General features: G+C 38.6%; 16 protein-coding genes and 2 tRNA genes. 2 read left to right on the top strand and 16 right to left on the bottom strand.

Going from position 1 to position 18,407, the window contains the following annotated elements; all coding sequences use genetic code 11:
* Positions 1–303: 303 nt before the first annotated feature.
* The 15 genes from lysS to spoIIE form a co-directional block, all read right to left on the bottom strand.
* Positions 304–1,788, bottom strand: a complete 1,485-nt coding sequence (lysS, locus tag ACOZIR_RS27250) for a lysine--tRNA ligase (RefSeq protein ID WP_013054894.1) — start codon at positions 1,786–1,788, stop codon at positions 304–306.
* A gap of 272 nt (positions 1,789–2,060) precedes the next feature.
* Complete coding sequence (gene folK / locus ACOZIR_RS27245) at positions 2,061–2,606, bottom strand: 2-amino-4-hydroxy-6-hydroxymethyldihydropteridine diphosphokinase (protein WP_045294797.1); 546 nt, start codon at positions 2,604–2,606, stop codon at positions 2,061–2,063.
* Positions 2,607–2,966 (bottom strand): dihydroneopterin aldolase, encoded by a 360-nt coding sequence (folB, locus tag ACOZIR_RS27240; protein ID WP_013054892.1) that lies wholly within the window; start codon positions 2,964–2,966, stop codon positions 2,607–2,609.
* 21 nt (positions 2,967–2,987) lie between these two features.
* A complete protein-coding gene (pabC, locus tag ACOZIR_RS27235) occupies positions 2,988–3,851 on the bottom strand; it encodes an aminodeoxychorismate lyase (RefSeq protein ID WP_045294839.1) in 864 nt (287 codons plus the stop codon).
* A 4-nt stretch (positions 3,852–3,855) separates the two neighbouring features.
* Entirely contained in the window at positions 3,856–4,437 is a 582-nt protein-coding gene (gene pabA, locus ACOZIR_RS27230; protein WP_013054890.1) for an aminodeoxychorismate/anthranilate synthase component II, read from the bottom strand.
* A gap of 2 nt (positions 4,438–4,439) precedes the next feature.
* A complete protein-coding gene (gene pabB / locus ACOZIR_RS27225; protein ID WP_047749540.1) occupies positions 4,440–5,855 on the bottom strand; it encodes an aminodeoxychorismate synthase component I in 1,416 nt (471 codons plus the stop codon).
* Positions 5,856–5,952: 97 nt separating this feature from the next.
* Positions 5,953–6,891, bottom strand: a complete 939-nt coding sequence (gene cysK / locus ACOZIR_RS27220; protein ID WP_013054888.1) for a cysteine synthase A — start codon at positions 6,889–6,891, stop codon at positions 5,953–5,955.
* Between the two features lie 201 nt (positions 6,892–7,092).
* Positions 7,093–7,971, bottom strand: coding sequence for an Hsp33 family molecular chaperone HslO (gene hslO, locus ACOZIR_RS27215; RefSeq protein WP_045294800.1), 879 nt, complete (start codon positions 7,969–7,971; stop codon positions 7,093–7,095).
* Between the two features lie 12 nt (positions 7,972–7,983).
* Complete coding sequence (locus tag ACOZIR_RS27210; protein WP_013054886.1) at positions 7,984–8,751, bottom strand: type III pantothenate kinase; 768 nt, start codon at positions 8,749–8,751, stop codon at positions 7,984–7,986.
* Between the two features lie 218 nt (positions 8,752–8,969).
* The gene (gene ftsH, locus ACOZIR_RS27205) at positions 8,970–10,880 is read right to left on the bottom strand and encodes an ATP-dependent zinc metalloprotease FtsH (protein ID WP_045294802.1); all 1,911 of its coding nucleotides are present in this window, start codon (positions 10,878–10,880) and stop codon (positions 8,970–8,972) included.
* A gap of 93 nt (positions 10,881–10,973) precedes the next feature.
* A complete protein-coding gene (gene hpt / locus ACOZIR_RS27200; RefSeq protein ID WP_028412649.1) occupies positions 10,974–11,513 on the bottom strand; it encodes a hypoxanthine phosphoribosyltransferase in 540 nt (179 codons plus the stop codon).
* A gap of 27 nt (positions 11,514–11,540) precedes the next feature.
* Positions 11,541–13,016: a tRNA lysidine(34) synthetase TilS gene (gene tilS, locus ACOZIR_RS27195; protein WP_421536058.1), complete on the bottom strand. Its 1,476-nt coding sequence runs from the start codon at positions 13,014–13,016 to the stop codon at positions 11,541–11,543.
* A 96-nt stretch (positions 13,017–13,112) separates the two neighbouring features.
* Complete coding sequence (locus ACOZIR_RS27190; protein ID WP_034263697.1) at positions 13,113–14,078, bottom strand: protein kinase domain-containing protein; 966 nt, start codon at positions 14,076–14,078, stop codon at positions 13,113–13,115.
* On the bottom strand, positions 14,047–14,787 hold the full coding sequence (locus ACOZIR_RS27185) for a VWA domain-containing protein (RefSeq protein WP_013054881.1): 741 nt from the start codon (positions 14,785–14,787) through the stop codon (positions 14,047–14,049). Before ACOZIR_RS27185 ends, ACOZIR_RS27190 begins: the two co-directional genes overlap by 32 nt.
* A 71-nt stretch (positions 14,788–14,858) precedes the next feature.
* Positions 14,859–17,336, bottom strand: a complete 2,478-nt coding sequence (gene spoIIE, locus ACOZIR_RS27180) for a stage II sporulation protein E (RefSeq protein WP_421536057.1) — start codon at positions 17,334–17,336, stop codon at positions 14,859–14,861.
* Between the two features lie 312 nt (positions 17,337–17,648).
* Between spoIIE and ACOZIR_RS27175 the strand changes: the two genes are divergently transcribed.
* Both ACOZIR_RS27175 and ACOZIR_RS27170 read left to right on the top strand, forming a co-directional pair.
* Positions 17,649–17,722 (top strand) — tRNA-Met (locus tag ACOZIR_RS27175).
* Positions 17,723–17,732: 10 nt separating this feature from the next.
* Positions 17,733–17,804, top strand: a tRNA-Glu gene (locus ACOZIR_RS27170).
* A 119-nt stretch (positions 17,805–17,923) separates the two neighbouring features.
* On the opposite strand, the gene ACOZIR_RS27165 is transcribed toward ACOZIR_RS27170, so the two are convergent.
* Positions 17,924–18,391: a S1 domain-containing RNA-binding protein gene (locus tag ACOZIR_RS27165; RefSeq protein WP_013054879.1), complete on the bottom strand. Its 468-nt coding sequence runs from the start codon at positions 18,389–18,391 to the stop codon at positions 17,924–17,926.
* Positions 18,392–18,407: the final 16 nt, after the last annotated feature.

Below are 18,407 nucleotides of genomic sequence, written 5' to 3'. Positions count from 1 at the left end.
CAGGATCAAACTCTCCGAAGAAATGTTTGACTTGCTCAATTTAAAAATAAAAATTAACGTTGACGTTTGTCGCTTTGTTCAGTTTTCAAAGTTCAACCGCCGCTCTTAAGCGACTTTACTATCTTATCAAGTTATCAACGTAATGTCAACAACTTTTTTTATTTCTTTTTGTTGTTTTCGCTTGTCTGCGTTAGCAACAGATATAAATATACCAAATCAATTTTATAAAAACAAGGGGTAAATTAAAAGTTTAAATTTTCTAATATTAATAACTAAAAAAAGATGGCCGTAGCCATCTCTTTTTTAGCGTTGACGCATATGTGGGAATAATAGCACATCACGGATTGACGGTGCATTTGTTAGTAACATAACAAGGCGGTCAATACCGATTCCTAGACCACCTGTAGGTGGCATACCATATTCTAATGCCTCGATGAAGTCATCGTCCATCTCATGTGCTTCATCGTTTCCTTGTTCTTTCTCTTTCAACTGAGCTTCAAAGCGCTCACGTTGGTCAATTGGGTCATTTAGCTCTGTAAATGCGTTCGCGTGTTCACGCGCAACGATAAACAGCTCAAAACGGTCAGTAAAACGCGGATCTTCCGCATTTTTCTTAGCAAGTGGAGAGATTTCTACAGGATGTCCGTAAATGAACGTTGGTTGAATTAACTGCTCTTCTACTTTTTGTTCAAAGAATTCATTTACAATATGTCCATATTGCATATGTTCAGTAATTTCTACCCCGTGTTCTTTTGCTAAAGCACGAGCTTCTTCAACAGATGTTTCTCCCCAGAAGTCTACGCCCGTATATTGTTTAATAGCATCGACCATATGAAGTCTTGTCCATTCTGGAGTTAGATCTACCTCTTGGTCGCCATACTGAATCTTTGTTGTGCCAAGTACTTCTTGCGCAATGTGTGCAATTAAGTTCTCTGTTAAAGCCATGATATCTTTGTAGTCCGCGTACGCTTCGTACAATTCGATCATTGTAAATTCAGGGTTGTGACGTGTAGATACACCTTCGTTACGGAATACACGGCCAATTTCATATACTTTCTCTAATCCACCTACGATTAAACGTTTTAAATGAAGTTCAATCGCAATACGCATATAAAGTTCCATATCAAGCGCATTGTGGTGTGTTACAAACGGACGAGCTGCTGCTCCACCTGCGATTGAATGCATCATCGGTGTTTCAACTTCTAAGTATCCATGATTATCTAAGTAACGGCGCATCGATTGAATAATGCGGCTTCTTGAGATAAATGTTTGTTTGCTTTCCGGGTTTGTAATTAAATCTAAGTAACGTTGACGGTAGCGCTGTTCAATATCTTTTAAACCATGATATTTATCCGGAAGTGGACGAAGCGCTTTTGTTAGTAACGTGAAATCTTTTACTTTAATAGAAAGTTCGCCAACTTTTGTTTTGAATAAAACACCTTCAACCCCTACCAAGTCACCGATATCTACGCTGCTGAAGATTTCGTACTGTTCTTCGCCAATTGCATCTTTACGTACATAAAGCTGAATTTGCCCTGTTAAATCTTGAACGTGAGCGAAACCTGCTTTTCCTTTTCCACGCTTTGTCATAATACGACCAGCTAGTGACACAGGCACTTCATTTTCTTCTAACTGTTCTTTTGTTAACTCGTCATACTCACTAATTAATTGCTGTGATGTATGTGTACGTTCAAAACGTTGACCAAACGGATCAATACCCTGATCTCGTAGGTTGCTCATTTTTTCGCGACGAACGAGAAATTGATCATTTAATTCTTCATGACTCATCGTTTACTCATCTCCATCGTATAATTAAGTTTTCCGAAACAGAAAAAAGGCCAGCATGTTTACTGGCAACTACTACGTTTCTTTAAAATTATTATAGGTTCAGTCGTTTCTCTATGTCAAATCGCTTTATTCTTGCTTCGCTTCTCTTTTTCTTTGATTTCTCTAACAAGCTACCGAATAAACCAACAACCTGCGAACCCAAAGCTCAAAGTTTTTACTCTAAACTCTACTTTACTCCAATATAAAAATGAATCAACTAATAAGATTCGTTTTTACTTATGTAAATCATTACTATTATTTTCGAACATATCTAGTATACCACTTGTTTGCTCTCGAAATAATTTTACATCTTTTAAATCTGATAAACGTGTTGTGATGGTTTCAACTTTTTCTTCTGCTACAGGGAGAATAAGAGATGGAGCTAGTTCGTTTAGAGGAACCATCACAAATGCTCGTTCAAACATTCGGGGATGAGGGACGCTCAGTCTATCCGTATGAATGATTTCATTACTATAAAGTAAGATATCTAAATCAAGGGTTCTAGGTCCCCATACAATCTCTCTTTTTCGACCTGCCGCTTGTTCAATGGCTTGCAAACAATCTAAAAGGTGCTTTGACGAATACGTTGTTCGTATTTTTACTACCATGTTTAAAAAACTTGCTTGATTCGTATACCCGACCGGAGCCGTTTCATAAACAGATGAAACAGCCACTACCTTAATCTCAGAGTGTTTCATCAAGCCAGTAACTCCCGACTTCAAATGTTCCATTCGATTTTCAATATTTGATCCTAATGCAATATATGCTTCTGTTGTCATTCAACGGCTCCTTTTAATTTCAATAGCTACCGATTGATAATAACCGGGAATTGGCGGATCAGGCTTATATACCTTTACAGTACAAGCCTGCACGAGTTCGTAATTAGCAAGCAATTCAGATGCAATCGTTTCGGCCACCGTTTCAACTAACTTGAACGTGCGCTTCTCTACAACTTCCTGGCATGTTTGGTATAAATCTGCATAGCTCACCGAGTATTCTAAATTATCCGTAGTACCAGCTTGTTTTAAATCCAGTTCTACAGCTAAATCCACGTGAAAACGCTGCCCTAATTTATTTTCTTCTGGAAATACGCCATGATATCCATAGAAACGCATATCATTCACATAAATTTTATCCATATTTATCCTATCCTTTCACTTTTATACATGTAGCTGGCATCGACTCATTAGCGACATCGTGTAAGAGCAATACTCTTTTTGCAACTGAGCTGTCAGCGTGTGGTCTCCTACTGAAAACTGCTTATCCTTTATACTTCGAAGAGGTACAATTTCTTGAATGGAATTTGTAACGAAAGCTTCATCACCCTCCAAGAGCTGTTCCACCGTAAATAAACCTTCTACAACCTTTATGTTTTTCTTTTGTAAAAGCGTAAAGATAAACTGTCTCGTAATTCCATTTAAGATACCTGTTTCAAGAGACGGTGTATATACACAATCATCTTTTACAAAAAATAAATTTGACACAATACCCTCAGCTAAGAACTCTTCTTTTGTTAAAAAGATACCCTCTTTATTTAAGTCTGAACCAACTTCTCGCTTAGCTAGTACATTATTTAAATAATGATGAGACTTCAACCTCATGGTTCCTTCAGGCGTATTTCGTTTCGTCTCAAGAATAAGCCCCTCTTTTACAAGGGGGCTCGATGGATGAGGCATTGATTTCATATATACGATTGTAGATGGCTTGTCGTATTCTTCCACTTGCAATCCAATTCCGCCATTTCCTGCTGAGACATTTAATCGAACATACGCATTTCTCTCATTGTTTTTCATTAACAGACTATTAATGATTCCTAACACGTCGTGTGTGGAATAGTCCCATACAATATTTAATTCACGTAAGCTGCTACGCAGTCGATCCAGATGGTCTTCCACTAAAAATGGATGACCTTCATAAACTCGTAGCGTTTCAAACAGCCCTAGCCCATACATATATCCGTGATCAAACGGAGAAATAGTGGCTTCAGACGCAGGCTTTACTTCGCCATTTACGTATATATACATATCATTACACTCGCTTTTTTTCGTAAGTTTCAATAAAATTCTTCAGCATTTCTTTACCGTAAGAAGTCATGATAGATTCAGGGTGGAACTGTACTCCTTCAATAGGTAATGATTTATGGCGAATCGCCATAATTTCATCTTCTGCTGTCCACGCTGAAATCTCAAAACAATCCGGCAGTGAACTTTTTTCTACAATCAAAGAATGATATCGCGTTGCCGTGAACGGATTATCAAGACCTTTAAAGATAGTACGGCCATCATGATGCATTTCAGATGTTTTCCCGTGCATTAATTTATCCGCACGAATCACATTCCCTCCAAAAGCTTGCCCAATCGACTGATGCCCTAAGCATACGCCGAATATTGGAATCTTACCTGCAAAATATTCGATGGCTTCTAGACTGATTCCCGCTTCGTTAGGACTGCATGGTCCCGGGGAGATCATTAAAAAATCTGGATTTAGCACTTCAATTTCAGAAAGTGTAATTTCATCATTTCTTTTTACAAGAAGCTCATGCCCTAGCTCACCTAAATACTGTACTAAATTAAACGTAAAAGAATCATAATTATCAATCATTAATATCATCTTTACTCACCCTCACTCAGCTCATTTTCGCTCTGCTCTTTTGCTTTCCATAGTGCAATTGCTTTTTTCAGTGATTCTTTGTATTCGTGTTTCGGATTTGAATCAATCACAACACCCGCACCAGCCTGCACATAAGCTTGGCCGTCTTGAATAATCATAGTGCGAATCGCAATATTTAATTCCATATCTCCATTAAACCCAATCCAACCAATCGATCCTGTATAAATTCCCCGCCTTACAGGTTCAAGTTCTTCAATGATTTCCATTGTACGAACTTTAGGTGCTCCAGTAATCGTTCCTCCAGGAAAAACCGCATCTACAATATCTACAAAATCTTTATTGCGTGCGAGCTTGCCTTTTACATTAGACACAATATGCATCACATGTGAATATTTTTCAATAACCATAAACTCGTCAACGTGAACGGTACCATATTCGCTTACTCTACCAAGATCATTACGCTCCAAATCAACAAGCATCACATGCTCTGCACGCTCTTTTTCGTTATGAATAAGCTCATCCGCTAACTGTTGGTCTTCTTGATCATCCTTACCGCGAGAGCGCGTTCCCGCAATCGGTCTCGTACTGATTTCGTCACCGGCTTTTTTTACTAATAGTTCTGGTGAACAGCTCACAATGTGAAATTCTTCTGTCTGCATATAAGACATGTAAGGAGACGGATTGATTTTTCGTACCTGTTCGTAGATATGCATAGGATGAGTTTGAAGCTGTTGAGACTGTCGAACAGATAAATTCACTTGAAACACATCGCCTTGCCCGATGTACTCATGTACGCGAGTTGTGGCATCTGAAAAAGCAGCTTCAGACATCGAGACCTCACTCTTTTCGGCAACACGATGAATCCGCTCATATGAGAGTCCTTCAGCACTTGCCTCCATCCAGTCCTTTTTGTATTGATCAATACGCTTATGTGCCTGCTCTTTACAATCTGCTTCGTCATTAACGATAATCCAGAGCTTTTCCTTTTCTTGATCGTATACAAATACGTCATCGAAAATAAGGAAATAAACGTCCGGCGTTTTCAATGAATCTTCAGCAAGATCAGGTATGGTTTCTACATAGCGGATATAATCATAGCTAATAAAGCCAATTGCTCCACCTTGAAAAGGAGGAAGATCTGGATTCACCTCTGCTTCAAACTTCTTCATCCAGTCTCGCATAAGATGAAGCGGATTACCTTTTTGAACAGTAGCTTGGCCATCCGTTTTGATATGAAGCTCGTTTTGTTCGCCTCGCAAAATGGCTACAGGTTTTAATCCCATCATTTGAAACTTTCCGCCTCGACCGCTTTCAAGCAGGATATGATTCGGTTCCTCTTTTGACAACTCTTGATATTTTTTGAACCATTGGTTTTTAGAGATAGAAATAGATTCGCCCCAAGTCATTCTTTGCTGCATTTGTTCACTCTCCTAAAAATAAATCACCTGCTTTCATTTTACATGATTCTCAGATGAAAAAAAACAGCTTCATATAGAAGCTGTTTTTTTATCGTTTTTATGCTTGTGTTTGTTCCTCGAATTGGAACAATGGAGTACTTAAGTAACGCTCGCCGTTACTTGGAATAATCGCTAACACTTTTTTACCTTTTCCAAGCTGTTTTGCAGCTTTTAACGCAGCATAAATCGCAGCCCCAGAAGAGATACCTACTAGTACACCTTCTGTTTTTGCTACTTTACGGGCATATTCAAAAGCTTGGTCGTTTTGAACAGCGACCACTTCGTCATATACTTCCGTGTTAAGCGTATCCGGAACAAAGTTTGCACCAATTCCTTGAATTTTATGAGGTCCTGGTTGACCACCGCTTAAAATCGGAGAATCAGCTGGCTCTACGGCATAAATTTTGATGTTTGGGTACTTTTCTTTTAACACTTCACCAGCACCTGTAATAGTACCGCCAGTACCGATACCTGCCACAAATCCATCTAGCTGATCGCCAAACTGCTCGATAATTTCTTTAGCCGTTGTTTGACGGTGCACTTCTGGGTTCGCTTCGTTTTGGAACTGTTGAGGAATAAAGTAGCCGTGCTCTTTTGCAAGCTCAGTTGCTTTATTAACCGCCCCTTTCATTCCTTCTGGACCTGGCGTTAACACTAACTCTGCACCGTAGGCACGAAGCAGATTACGACGCTCAATACTCATCGTTTCAGGCATTGTTAAAATAGCACGATATCCTTTTGCTGCAGCTACCATTGCTAAGCCAATTCCAGTGTTACCACTTGTTGGTTCAATGATTGTGTCGCCAGGCTTTAACACACCTTTTGCTTCCGCATCTTCAATCATTGCTAATGCAATACGATCTTTTACGCTGCTTCCTGGGTTCATAAATTCTAATTTTAAATATACATCCGCCATATCTTCTTCAACTAGACGGTTTAGTTTTACGATTGGTGTTTGACCAATTAACTCTGTAATTGAATTTGCAATACGTGCCATATGACCACTCCTAATACCAACTAATTTTATTGATTTTGTATACAATTTATCAGATGTTTTCTAAATTGTCAATCATTTTGTCTTTCCATTTACCTAATTTTGTTATATTTTTAGATCAATATATACAGAAATAGAACTTAATATCTATAAAAAAAGGCGCTCATTTATAAAATGACGCCTTTTAAGAATCTTTTATTTCATTTAAATTGCTTGTTCTTTCATTTCTTCAAGCTGCTGTTTATCAAAACGATAGGTCTCATTACAGAAATGACACTGTGCTTCAGCTTGGCCGTCTTCCTCAATCATCGATTGAATCTCTTCTTGTCCTAAGCTGATAATAGCGTTAGCAATTCTTTCTTCTGAACACTGACATTTGAACTCTACAGGCATTGTCTCCAGAAACTTTACATTTTCTTTTCCAAGAACTTCTTCTAAGATTTCCTCAGGAGAAAGACCTTTTTGAATCAGTTTTGAAATTGGTTCAATCGTCTGTAAGCGTTGTTCAATAGCTGTAATCGTTTTATCATCTGTTCCTGGCAGAAGCTGAATGATAAATCCGCCCGCAGCTAAGATCGTGTTATCAGGGTTAACAAGTACACCTACACCTACTGAAGACGGGACTTGTTCAGATGTCACAAAATAATACGTGAAATCCTCTCCTAATTCTCCCGATACGATAGGTACTTGTCCGTTAAATTGATCACGCATTCCGATATCTTTTACGACACTTAGCGTTCCATCTGTACCTACAGCACGTGCTACATCTAATTTCCCATGCTGATTTAAATCGAAGTGCGTTTGCGGATTCGTTACATATCCACGCACTTCCCCTTTAGCATTGCTGTCTACTAAAATAACGCCAATTGGGCCGCGGCCTTCAATTTTAATTGTTAGCTTTTGCTCACCCTTTAGCATGGCCCCCATCATGACTCCTGCAGTCATTGAACGTCCCAATGCTGCAGAGGCTGTAGGCCATGTATAGTGACGGCGCTGCGCTTCTCCAACTGTATCCGTTGTTTTTACCGCATAAGCGCGAACTTGACTATTGTAAGCTAGTGCTTTTACTAAATAGTCACCCATAATATACACCTCTTACTCCATATTTTTTGTATAAATTATTTGCAATCCTTTTAAAGTCAAAAATGGATCCACAATATCAATAATATCCGACTCTTTAGCAATCAATGTTGCGAGTCCTCCAGTAGCAATAACTTTAGGATTTACTGTTGCTTGCTCTTTCATTCTTGCTACAATTCCTTCTACTTGTCCAACGTATCCATATAAAATACCTGCTTGCATCGCAGATACTGTATTTTTTCCAACAATGCTATTTGGTCGCGCAATTTCAATTCGCGGAAGCTTAGATGCTCTTGAATAAAGAGCTTCTGTCGAAATATTAATACCAGGGGCAATCGCACCACCCATATATTGCTTATTTTCATCAATATAGCAATACGTGGTTGCGGTACCAAAATCAACGATAATTAAAGGGCTTCCGTACAGCTGAATTCCAGCAACAGCATTTACAATACGGTCTGCTCCCACTTCACGTGGATTTTCATATTTAATATTTAAACCCGTCTTAATTCCAGGACCAACAACAAGCGGCTTTAAATGAAAATACTTTTGACACATTCTCTCCAATGCAAACATAATAGGAGGAACAACAGAGGAAATAATAATACCATGAATATCTTTAAAAGATAAACTAACGTGCTCAAGCAAGGCTTTGATTGTCATGCCATACTCGTCTTCTGTTTTATTACGGCTTGTTTCTACACGCCAATGGTACTTTAATTCATCTCCATCGTATACGCCTAATACCGTATTCGTATTTCCAACATCTAATACAAAAATCATTTCAATCACCACTTTATATAAATTCAGTATTCACACTGAAACCATCATACCATAACTGGTAAATAGACGTGTATATTCTAGATAAAATAGGAATATAATGACACAATTCTCTAGTGTAGATCCTACTTATCCACTATATATGAAAAACCTTTTACTAAATCTAACTTCTAGCCAACAAAAAAATCAGTGGAGATAGTCTCCACTGATTTTTTATGGTCTTATGCTTTTGGCTCTTCATCGTCTGTCTTTGTTTGGATGTTTACTTTAACATCTTCATCTGTTACATGACTAGAACGGTCTGGAAGAGTTCCATGATCTACTAAGTGGTTGATCTGCTCAGCGTCTAACGTTTCTACCTCTAACAATGTTTGAGCTACAAGCTCTAACTTGTCACGGTTTTCCGTTAAGATCTGCTTCGCACGCTCATAGCTTTCTTTAATGAAACGTTGGATTTCATTATCAATTTCATGAGCAATCGCATCACTGTAGTTTTGTTCACTGTGTAAATCACGACCTAAGAATACTTGGCCTTGTTGTGATTGACCGAATTGCATTGGTCCTAACTTTTCACTCATACCGTATTCTGTTACCATTTTACGAGCGATGCTTGTTGCACGCTGGAAGTCATTGTGAGCACCTGTACTCACTTCGCCGAAAATAATTTCCTCAGCTACGCGACCACCAAGCAATCCAACAATTTTATCCAGCAGCTCTGGCTTCGTCATAAAGTAGCGATCTTCTTTTGGTAACATAACAGCATATCCACCAGCTTGCCCACGTGGAACAATGGTTACTTTATGTACCATATCAGCTTCGTCTAATACGACACCGATAATTGTATGTCCTGCTTCATGATAAGCAACAATATTGCGTTCTTTTTTAGAAATAACTCGACTTTTCTTAGCTGGACCTGCAATTACACGGTCTGTTGCTTCGTCAATGTCGACCATTTCAATTTTCTTTTTGTCCTGTCTAGCAGCTACTAAGGCAGCTTCGTTTAACAAGTTTTCTAAATCTGCACCTGAGAAACCTGGCGTACGCATAGCAATTGCTTTTAAGTTTACTGATTCATCTAAAGGCTTATTGCGAGCATGTACTTTAAGTACTGCTTCACGGCCATTTACGTCTGGACGATCTACCGTAATTTGACGGTCGAAGCGGCCTGGACGTAATAACGCTGGATCTAAGATATCCGGACGGTTTGTTGCTGCAATGATAATGATACCTTCGTTAGCACCAAAACCATCCATCTCAACAAGCAATTGGTTCAATGTTTGTTCACGCTCATCGTGTCCGCCACCAAGACCTGCGCCACGTTGACGACCTACAGCATCGATTTCATCAATAAAGATAATACATGGAGCATTCTTCTTCGCATTTTCGAATAAATCACGAACACGAGAAGCACCGACCCCAACAAACATTTCAACAAAGTCTGAACCACTGATAGAGAAGAAAGGAACGCCTGCTTCACCAGCAACAGCTCTTGCTAATAATGTTTTACCAGTACCAGGAGGTCCCACAAGTAAGACACCCTTCGGAATTCTTGCACCTAGCTCTGCGAATTTACGAGGATCTTTTAAGAACTCAACAACTTCCACAAGTTCTTGCTTTTCTTCGTCTGCACCAGCTACGTCTTTAAATTTAACCTTTTTCTTTTCTTCGCTGTAAAGCTTAGCCTTACTTTTACCGAAGTTCATAACACGACTTCCGCCGCCTTGAGCTTGGTTCAGTAAGAAGAAGAATAGGATGAAAATAATAACAAACGGAATGATTGACGTAAAGAACGTTACCCAGCCGCTTGTTTCATCAGCAGGTTTAAAATCAACTTGTACTTGATTATTTTCTGAAGCAGCGTCAATACGATCAAGAGCTTTGTCACCATCTACGATGTAAGTTTGGAACGTTTGATCCTTTTTATAAGAATCTAACTTTCCTTGCACAACATACACGCCTCTTTCAGGCTTCATAGAGAGTGATTTCACATCACCTTTGTCTAAGTGTTGAACAAATGTATCGTATCTCATTGGTTCTGCTTTTTGATTAGAGCCACTAAAGAAGCTTACCACGCCGATAATGACTAAAAATATAAGTAAATAAAAGATGGTATTACGGAAGATCCGATTCATTTCTTACCTCCTCCCACGATAAACAAATACTGTATTCAATACTAACATAGAACATTTATCCTATCCAATAAATTGCACTTGGATATGTGCTTATTAATTGCTGTATACTTGCGGTTTGAGAACCCCAATATACGGCAGGTTACGATACTTTTCTTGATAATCCAATCCATACCCTACTACGAATGCATCAGGTACTTCAAATCCAACATAATCTGCTTTAATAGCTGCTTTACGACCTGTTGGTTTGTCTAAGAGTGTGACAATCTTAATTGACTTAGCTTTACGGTACTTGAATAACTCCACAAGATAGCTAAGTGTTAAGCCGCTGTCGATAATATCCTCTAAAATAAGAATGTCTCGACCTTCAACTGATGTATCTAAATCTTTTAGGATTTTTACTTCACCAGAAGAAACCATTGCATTGCCATAACTTGATACATCCATAAAATCCATTTCTAAATATGTATCAACACGCTTAATTAGATCAGACATAAAAGGCATAGCACCTTTTAGTACACCGATTACCAAAGGAAAACGGTCAGCGTATTCCTCAGATAATAGCTTACCCAATTCTTTTACTTTCTGTTGTATTTCTTCTTCTGAAATCAAAATTTCTTGAATATCCTGCTTCATTCCTTACTTGCCTCCTAGAAGTTTTCGCTACTTATAGTATAAAATAACATATCTGGACTTATGTGTATGCAGTTCATAAGCAGATTTTTTCAAACCAGGTAGCCACAAAATAGTTCCTTGGCTATCTTCCACTACCGGCCAATGATCTCTGAAGTGTAAAGGGATTTTTTCATCGATAAAAATATCCTTTACTTTTTTATGTCCCTTCATGCCCTTTACTCGCATTTTATCACCATTTTTTCGTGTCCTTACCTTTAATGATTGTAAATCGTGAGCTTCATCTAAAAGAAAAACATCGTTTCCTTTTATATCTTCGACTTTATTATGTATTTCACAAATAAGCTGGTGACCATTTGGAAGCTCGACGACCCCTGGAATCGGAACAGTAAATTCATATGGCTCGATGTTCCCCTCATTAAAGGTGAAAAGACAGTCGTTGTAAGATCGGATAATGCGTAAACCATTTGGAAAGTCAAGCGTCCCAGACGGTTTGTCACTTTCACAAAATCCTACTAACGTGTCAACATGCGCTGAGGAAAGGGTTGGAGGAATTTCTTTATAGAGATAGTTTAATATTAGTTGAATACCACGCCTTTGTAAAGGCTTGCGTATCCTTAGAAAACAATCTCTATCAATGAGAATTTCATTTTGCAATTTCTTTCTCATTACTTTATTCATCACATCGGTCGTTAATTCCTCTAAGTATGCTTGATCTTCANAACAATCTCTATCAATGAGAATTTCATTTTGCAATTTCTTTCTCATTACTTTATTCATCACATCGGTCGTTAATTCCTCTAAGTATGCTTGATCTTCATGCAAGTTCTCGCTAAATTGTTGAAATTTTTCATGTACAGCGGCGTTTTCTTGCTTTAAAAATGGCAAAACGTAATGACGAAACCGATTTCTCGTGTACGAGTCTTTCTCATTACTCGGATCAATTCGAGGTGTAAGCCCATGTAGCTTACAGTAGCGATTGATTTCTTCTTTCGTTACGGCTAGGAACGGCCTAATAATAAATCCATCCCCATATGGTCGCTTGGGCTGCATCCCTGCGTATCCATTCATCGTACTACCTCGAACCATTCGCATTAACATCGTTTCAATTTGATCATCTCCGTGATGTCCTAATGCAAGAAGATTTGCTTTGTGCTTTTTCATAACATGAGTAAAAAACGTATAGCGGCATTCTCTGGCAGCTACTTGAGAAGATAACTTTCTTTCCTTCTGATAGGCAGTAACATCAATCTGCTTCGCTTCACATTTAATATTCAATTGTTTGCAGTAGTTCTGCACATATTCCATATCTTGCTGTGACTCTTTGCCCCGGAACATATGATCAACATGAGCAGCAATAATCGTAAGAGATTTTTGCTCTTTCAGACTCCATAAGAAATGCAGCAGTGCTAAAGAATCAGGACCACCAGAAATACCTACAATCACCGTAGAGCCTGCGGATAATAACTGATGTTTTGTCATAAAATTGTTCACTTGCTTTTCCATAGGAATGACTCATCCTTATAATGTACACGCAATAATGTATCATTAATTTACTTTATACGAATGACTATAAGGAAAGTTTCACAATTTCTCCAAACTTTATAGCACTTGAATAAATAGATACAAAATATAAATCAACATTACAGACGTACAAAGTAGTAGCGTCTCTAACACGTGAGAACGCTTCTTCTTTACTTTAACACGAGGGGCAGACGGTTGACGAACGTTTTGAGGCTTTGTTCCTCTACTTTTTGCCCCTCTTCTTTTTTCGACCGATAACACCTCTGTTTTCATTTCTTTAGCTGACTTATACTTTCCCGTAACCGCTTGATACAAAACATCTCCGAAAGGTTCTAACTGCTTTGTTGTTAATATAAATTGTTTTAATTGTTCAGCCGGTTTGTCTGTTTTATTAATTCGCTTGCCATAAGCTGCGTGAATCAAAACCATGGATACAGCAAACAAATCATAGGTCGGTTCTGCTTTTCGGGAGCCAAGCCCCCAGTGCGCTCGATCATAAAAGTCGGTAAATTCTTTGATTGACCGCCCTTGCAGAGTTGTTCCTCCGACGTCAATCCATCGAACTTTTACGGGGTTAGATGTTACGACCAGGTTTTCTGGTTTTAAATCGCCAAATACCCACCCTTCTTCATGAAGGTTTTCTAAGTCTGTTAAGAGCTGACTTGCAAATACTTGCAGCCATTCTGTCCCTCTTGTTGAGATAAAAGAAAGGAGAGGCTGCCCTTTCACATACTCCATTACATAGAAAGAAAGAGCGTGAGAACCATAGCTCCAATCATCTACATCCAGCAAGCGCGGTCCTAGCACTTTGTCTTTGACTTGAGACAACTTTTTTAATACATTCACTTCTGCTGTAACGGACATGTTGGAAAAGCTTATTTTTAACGCCGCTAGCGTTCCGTTGACTAATTGAACCAAGTAGACAACTCCGGTGGCTCCCACGCCTAATTTCTCAAGAATTTTATAATGGACGTGATGCCATTTTCCTTGAATTTCTGTTCCCGGAGATAGGTTACATACCTGATTCTTCAATGTATTGTTCATTATTTTTTAACAACCCTCTCAATGAGCGCTTTTTGGTGAAATAATGAGTAGCCTCTTTGATAGCCGGTCCAGTAGGCGTAATACCTCCTGCTGTTAGTTTTGGAAAAATCGTTGAAAGCGACTCTAATCTTGGATTCCAGTCCATTAGCTTCTCTACATCTTTCTTTTTCCCAGGAAATAAAAAGATTGAAAATTGATTATGCCCCATGCGAGCATTCAAGCTTAACGATAAATCTAACAGCGACTCCTTTACAGTAGGAAGCTTATTTTTCATACTTCCGCTCATGTCAACTAAAATAAGAATCTCTAAGTCAACCGTTTCCCCAAGTTCATCAACAACTTCCATGATTTCTCCTCGCTTCTCAGGAGATAACTCTTCTAATCTTGAATTAGAGGAACCTAGAATTTGCTGAAGTTCTTTATTTACAACACCTTGAAGTGTTTGCGTCATTGCCTGCCTTGTAACCATTTGAACAGTTTGAGACAGCTGTTTTACGTAAACAATTTGGCTAACGCCACCGCCTGACATAGCAATGCCTTCTATTTCATTCGTGCTTTGCTCATCAATTGTGTCCTCTTCCATCACACCAATAACGTTTACACTAATCCCTTGTTCTTTAGCTAGTGCTGCCATTGCTACCGGATCTTCACCTGTATTCGAACCACCGTCTGTAATTACCAACATCTGTTTCAATGTACCTTTTTTCATAAAAAAATCCCCTCCTCATTATCAGTATTAACATGATAGACGAGGAGGAGATAAAATATACTTCTATCTAACTATTGTGCTTTTTTACGATAAGCGTAAGAAGGAATCGATGACCATTTCGGGGTATTGTGCTGAAGTTTGGCCACAACTACCGTCATATCATCTTCAATTAAACCTGATTTTGTTCGAATAACTTCTTCCATAATTAAGTCTGCAATTTCTTGTGGATCATTTGTTTGAAGCTCGCCAATTTTTCGCTTCATCCACATTTCGTAGTTCTCAACGTGTTTCGGTCCTTCAAATACGCCGTCACTCATCATAATTAATAAGTCTTCCGCCTTCATTTGTTCATTCACAACATCTACTTCAAATTCTTCGATAATGCCCATTGGCAAATTGCTTGCCTGTATTTTAATAACCTTATCTCCGCGTTTGATGAAGCTTGGCGTGGAACCGATTTTCAAGAAATTTACATTAGCATCTTGTAAATCAATCATCGCTAAATCTAAGGTAGAAAAGATCTCATCGTTTGTACGCAGCGATAAAATAGAGTTAATCGATTTAATTGCAATTGTCTCTTCTATTCCTGTTTGTAAAATTTGTTTTAACAGCTGAAGCGTTTCGTTGCTTTCATAGTGGGCACGCTCTCCATTTCCCATGCCATCACTAATAGCTAATGCATACTTACCGGCGTTTAGCTCAATCATGGAATAGCTGTCACCGGATACAAACCCTCCGCCTTTAGCAGCGTGTGCTACGCCTGTATCAACAACGTATGCTTTTGTACAGCCAAACGAAACGTGGCAATAGCCTTGAGGATATTTAGCACATTCTTCGTTCTTTACTACGATACTTTCACCTAAAATATCTGTAAGCATTGGCGCAATAATTTTCTCGCATTCTCCTCTTCCGTGACAATATGGCACCCACATTTCAATATCTACATTTCCAGGTTCTAAGCTATAAATTTCAATTTGATTGATTTCCATTCCAAAGTTACGAAGAGCTTCTAAAATCTGTTCTTCTTGTACATTTAAATTTTCTCGCTCTCGCTTAATTTCTTTTGCAAAATTCCCCATGACTTCAGAGACACCGTGAAGCTGTTCTGCTACAATCCTTCTACTTTCTTGAATTTGGGCTTTTAAGTGCTGATTGGCTTTAAAATACGTCAGTTCATGCTCAATCACATCGATGACTTTTTTCGATTTCACACAATGTTTGTCCATCTCTCGAATTAGCCTTGGATTTTGTTCAAGAGTACCATTATCAACTTCAAGCATAATTTCCTTCATATATTCATAGGTTGTATCAAACTGCTGTGCCCAACATTGTTCTTTTTTAAAACAAAACTGGCACGTCCTTTCGGTAACGCTGCTTAAGAAATAATCAACTTCTTTATCCGCGCTTGGCTTTTCATCATAAAATCCATTTTGCGTAAAGCTTTTGGAAAGTGCTTGAAAAACATTTGAGAACTGTTCTACGCGATTCGCTGTTACATCTCGGATCTTACGCACGTACTGCTGTTGTTCAAGCATATTTTCAGATGTCCCTGGTACTAGTTTACTTAAGTTTTTCAACACAAAAGATGGGGTTAATAAAAATAGGACAACGGCCGTCAGTGATTCATACAAATTAGTCGTCAATCCTTGATCTGCCTGAGCATATAGGCCAATTAGCAATGAGCCAACAACCAGCCCCAGAGCTGCTCCTAGCTTTTTACCGTCTTTTAAAAGTCCTCCAAGCAAGCCAGAGAAAGCGAGTAAACTCATTTCATACAAACTAGAAACGTTCGCGAAACTTAAAATTAAACCGGTTACGACCCCTACCGTAGCTCCTATCGTAGGGCCAGATACAAACGCAAAAACTAATACTAAGTAACGAGATAATATATGTTCAGCCGAAAGGCCGTAAATCATCCACCCTATTGTCCCCGTCATAACAGATGCCAACAAAATAATAAGAGAAATCACTTCTTCTGTTTTTAATGATTGTTTTCGCTTTCGGTATGAAATTAAAGGCACGCTTTGTAAGAAAATCATTGTTAAGATAAAGCTCAACCCTGCTTCTACTGCCACAAATGTAAAATCATACATGGTGAATTCCTTGGTAAACACATAAAAAATAGTTAGTTTTGTAAGTAACATCGCGCTAAATACAGTAAACGGCAGCTTCTTTAACGGATCCATTGTCAGTATGCCGCTAAATCGATGAATTAGTAAGAAAACAAATAGTGTAGCAAATACGGTACCTCCATTTTGAATGGAAACACTAAATGCCCCTGCCAATACGGCTAAACTTGCTAACGGTGCTTTTTCTTTCTTTATAGCCATTACGGCTGCAAAGAATGGCAAAGCAAATGGCATGATTTTCATTAAAATTAACGCTCGTCCTAATAAAAAACCTACGACTAGCAGCAACAATCCCCATTGAAATAACACCTTTTCCGTTTTCATACCCGCCTTTGTAAATACACGGGACATTTCTAATCTAGTTCGGTTAAATACCGCCTCTGTTGTTGGACTTGCAAAATCTCTTTCCGTCTTTTGCATTCTCCCACCACCCGCTAATTATACTTATTCGTTATTATATCGCGGCGAAAGGTGAAATTTTGTCAAACGGACTAGCAAAATACCTATAATCGTTCGACTATTTTCTAGTATTATATTGAAAACTATACAAAAAGATGTACAATCTTACATGGCGATTTAAAAAATATGAGAGATACTGTTCGCCTAAGAGAAAGCCTATGCTCATCATTCTTTTTTAAAAGCAAATAAAAGTCTATAAAAATAACAAAAAAGTTATTGACAATAACCTTACTTTTTTATATTATTATAAATGTCTTTTAGAGAACGTATAATGGCGGTGTAGCTCAGCTGGCTAGAGCGTACGGTTCATACCCGTGAGGTCGGGGGTTCGATCCCCTCCGCCGCTACTCGAATAACGGCCCGTTGGTCAAGCGGTTAAGACACCGCCCTTTCACGGCGGTAACACGGGTTCGAATCCCGTACGGGTCATCAAAAAGCATGTACAATAGTACATGCTTTTTTTCTACTCTTTTTTACATATAAAAAAGCACCTTTTAGATAAAAGGTGCTTTCCAAAAACTCGCTATCTATTTGATATAAGCAGCAAGTTAACCGCGTTTTGCACCGCGTCCACCGCGTTTTGATTCGGTATGGCGTTTTAGGGAAGATAAACGTTCTTCACTGTCTTTTAAGAAACGATTCATTTTTTGTTCGAATGTTTCTTTTGTACGGAAATCATTACCGCCACCACGATTGTTATTACGTTGTGGGCGTGAATCACGTGGACGGTCTGAGCGTGGCGCTCTTGCAGGACGCTCTGGTCTTTCTGGACGTTCTGGTTTGTCTACCGCTTTCTTAATTGAAAGACCAATTTTACCATCTTTCTCAACGTTAATTACTTTGACTTCAACTTCGTCGCCCACTTTTAAATGGTCGTTAATGTCCTTTACGTAATTATCAGCTACTTCACTGATATGAACCAAGCCTGTTGAACCTCCTGGTAGCTCAACAAAAGCTCCAAAGTTCGTAATACCTGTTACCTTTCCCTGTAACTTGCTGCCTACTTCGATTGACATAAAAAAAATGCTCCTC

Source organism: Priestia sp. D3YE.R1 (genome assembly GCF_049199565.1).
GTDB classification, from domain to species: domain Bacteria; phylum Bacillota; class Bacilli; order Bacillales; family Bacillaceae_H; genus Priestia; species Priestia aryabhattai.
This window is presented reverse-complemented; position numbering and strand designations above follow the sequence as displayed.

What these genes read in the sequence shown, in the direction of transcription:
- pabA (WP_013054890.1), bottom strand. Translation starts at nt 4,437, where the DNA reads ATGATATTAATGATTGATAATTATGATTCTTTTACGTTTAATTTAGTA.
- folK (WP_045294797.1), bottom strand. Translation starts at nt 2,606, where the DNA reads ATGACAACAGAAGCATATATTGCATTAGGATCAAATATTGAAAATCGA.
- ACOZIR_RS27190 (WP_034263697.1), bottom strand. Translation starts at nt 14,078, where the DNA reads ATGAACAATACATTGAAGAATCAGGTATGTAACCTATCTCCGGGAACA.
- pabB (WP_047749540.1), bottom strand. Translation starts at nt 5,855, where the DNA reads ATGCAGCAAAGAATGACTTGGGGCGAATCTATTTCTATCTCTAAAAAC.
- ACOZIR_RS27210 (WP_013054886.1), bottom strand. Translation starts at nt 8,751, where the DNA reads ATGATTTTTGTATTAGATGTTGGAAATACGAATACGGTATTAGGCGTA.
- ACOZIR_RS27165 (WP_013054879.1), bottom strand. Translation starts at nt 18,391, where the DNA reads ATGTCAATCGAAGTAGGCAGCAAGTTACAGGGAAAGGTAACAGGTATT.
- hpt (WP_028412649.1), bottom strand. Translation starts at nt 11,513, where the DNA reads ATGAAGCAGGATATTCAAGAAATTTTGATTTCAGAAGAAGAAATACAA.
- hslO (WP_045294800.1), bottom strand. Translation starts at nt 7,971, where the DNA reads ATGGGTGACTATTTAGTAAAAGCACTAGCTTACAATAGTCAAGTTCGC.
- cysK (WP_013054888.1), bottom strand. Translation starts at nt 6,891, where the DNA reads ATGGCACGTATTGCAAATTCAATTACAGAGTTAATTGGTCAAACACCA.
- lysS (WP_013054894.1), bottom strand. Translation starts at nt 1,788, where the DNA reads ATGAGTCATGAAGAATTAAATGATCAATTTCTCGTTCGTCGCGAAAAA.
- ACOZIR_RS27185 (WP_013054881.1), bottom strand. Translation starts at nt 14,787, where the DNA reads ATGAAAAAAGGTACATTGAAACAGATGTTGGTAATTACAGACGGTGGT.
- folB (WP_013054892.1), bottom strand. Translation starts at nt 2,966, where the DNA reads ATGGATAAAATTTATGTGAATGATATGCGTTTCTATGGATATCATGGC.
- ftsH (WP_045294802.1), bottom strand. Translation starts at nt 10,880, where the DNA reads ATGAATCGGATCTTCCGTAATACCATCTTTTATTTACTTATATTTTTA.
- spoIIE (WP_421536057.1), bottom strand. Translation starts at nt 17,336, where the DNA reads ATGCAAAAGACGGAAAGAGATTTTGCAAGTCCAACAACAGAGGCGGTA.
- pabC (WP_045294839.1), bottom strand. Translation starts at nt 3,851, where the DNA reads ATGTATATATACGTAAATGGCGAAGTAAAGCCTGCGTCTGAAGCCACT.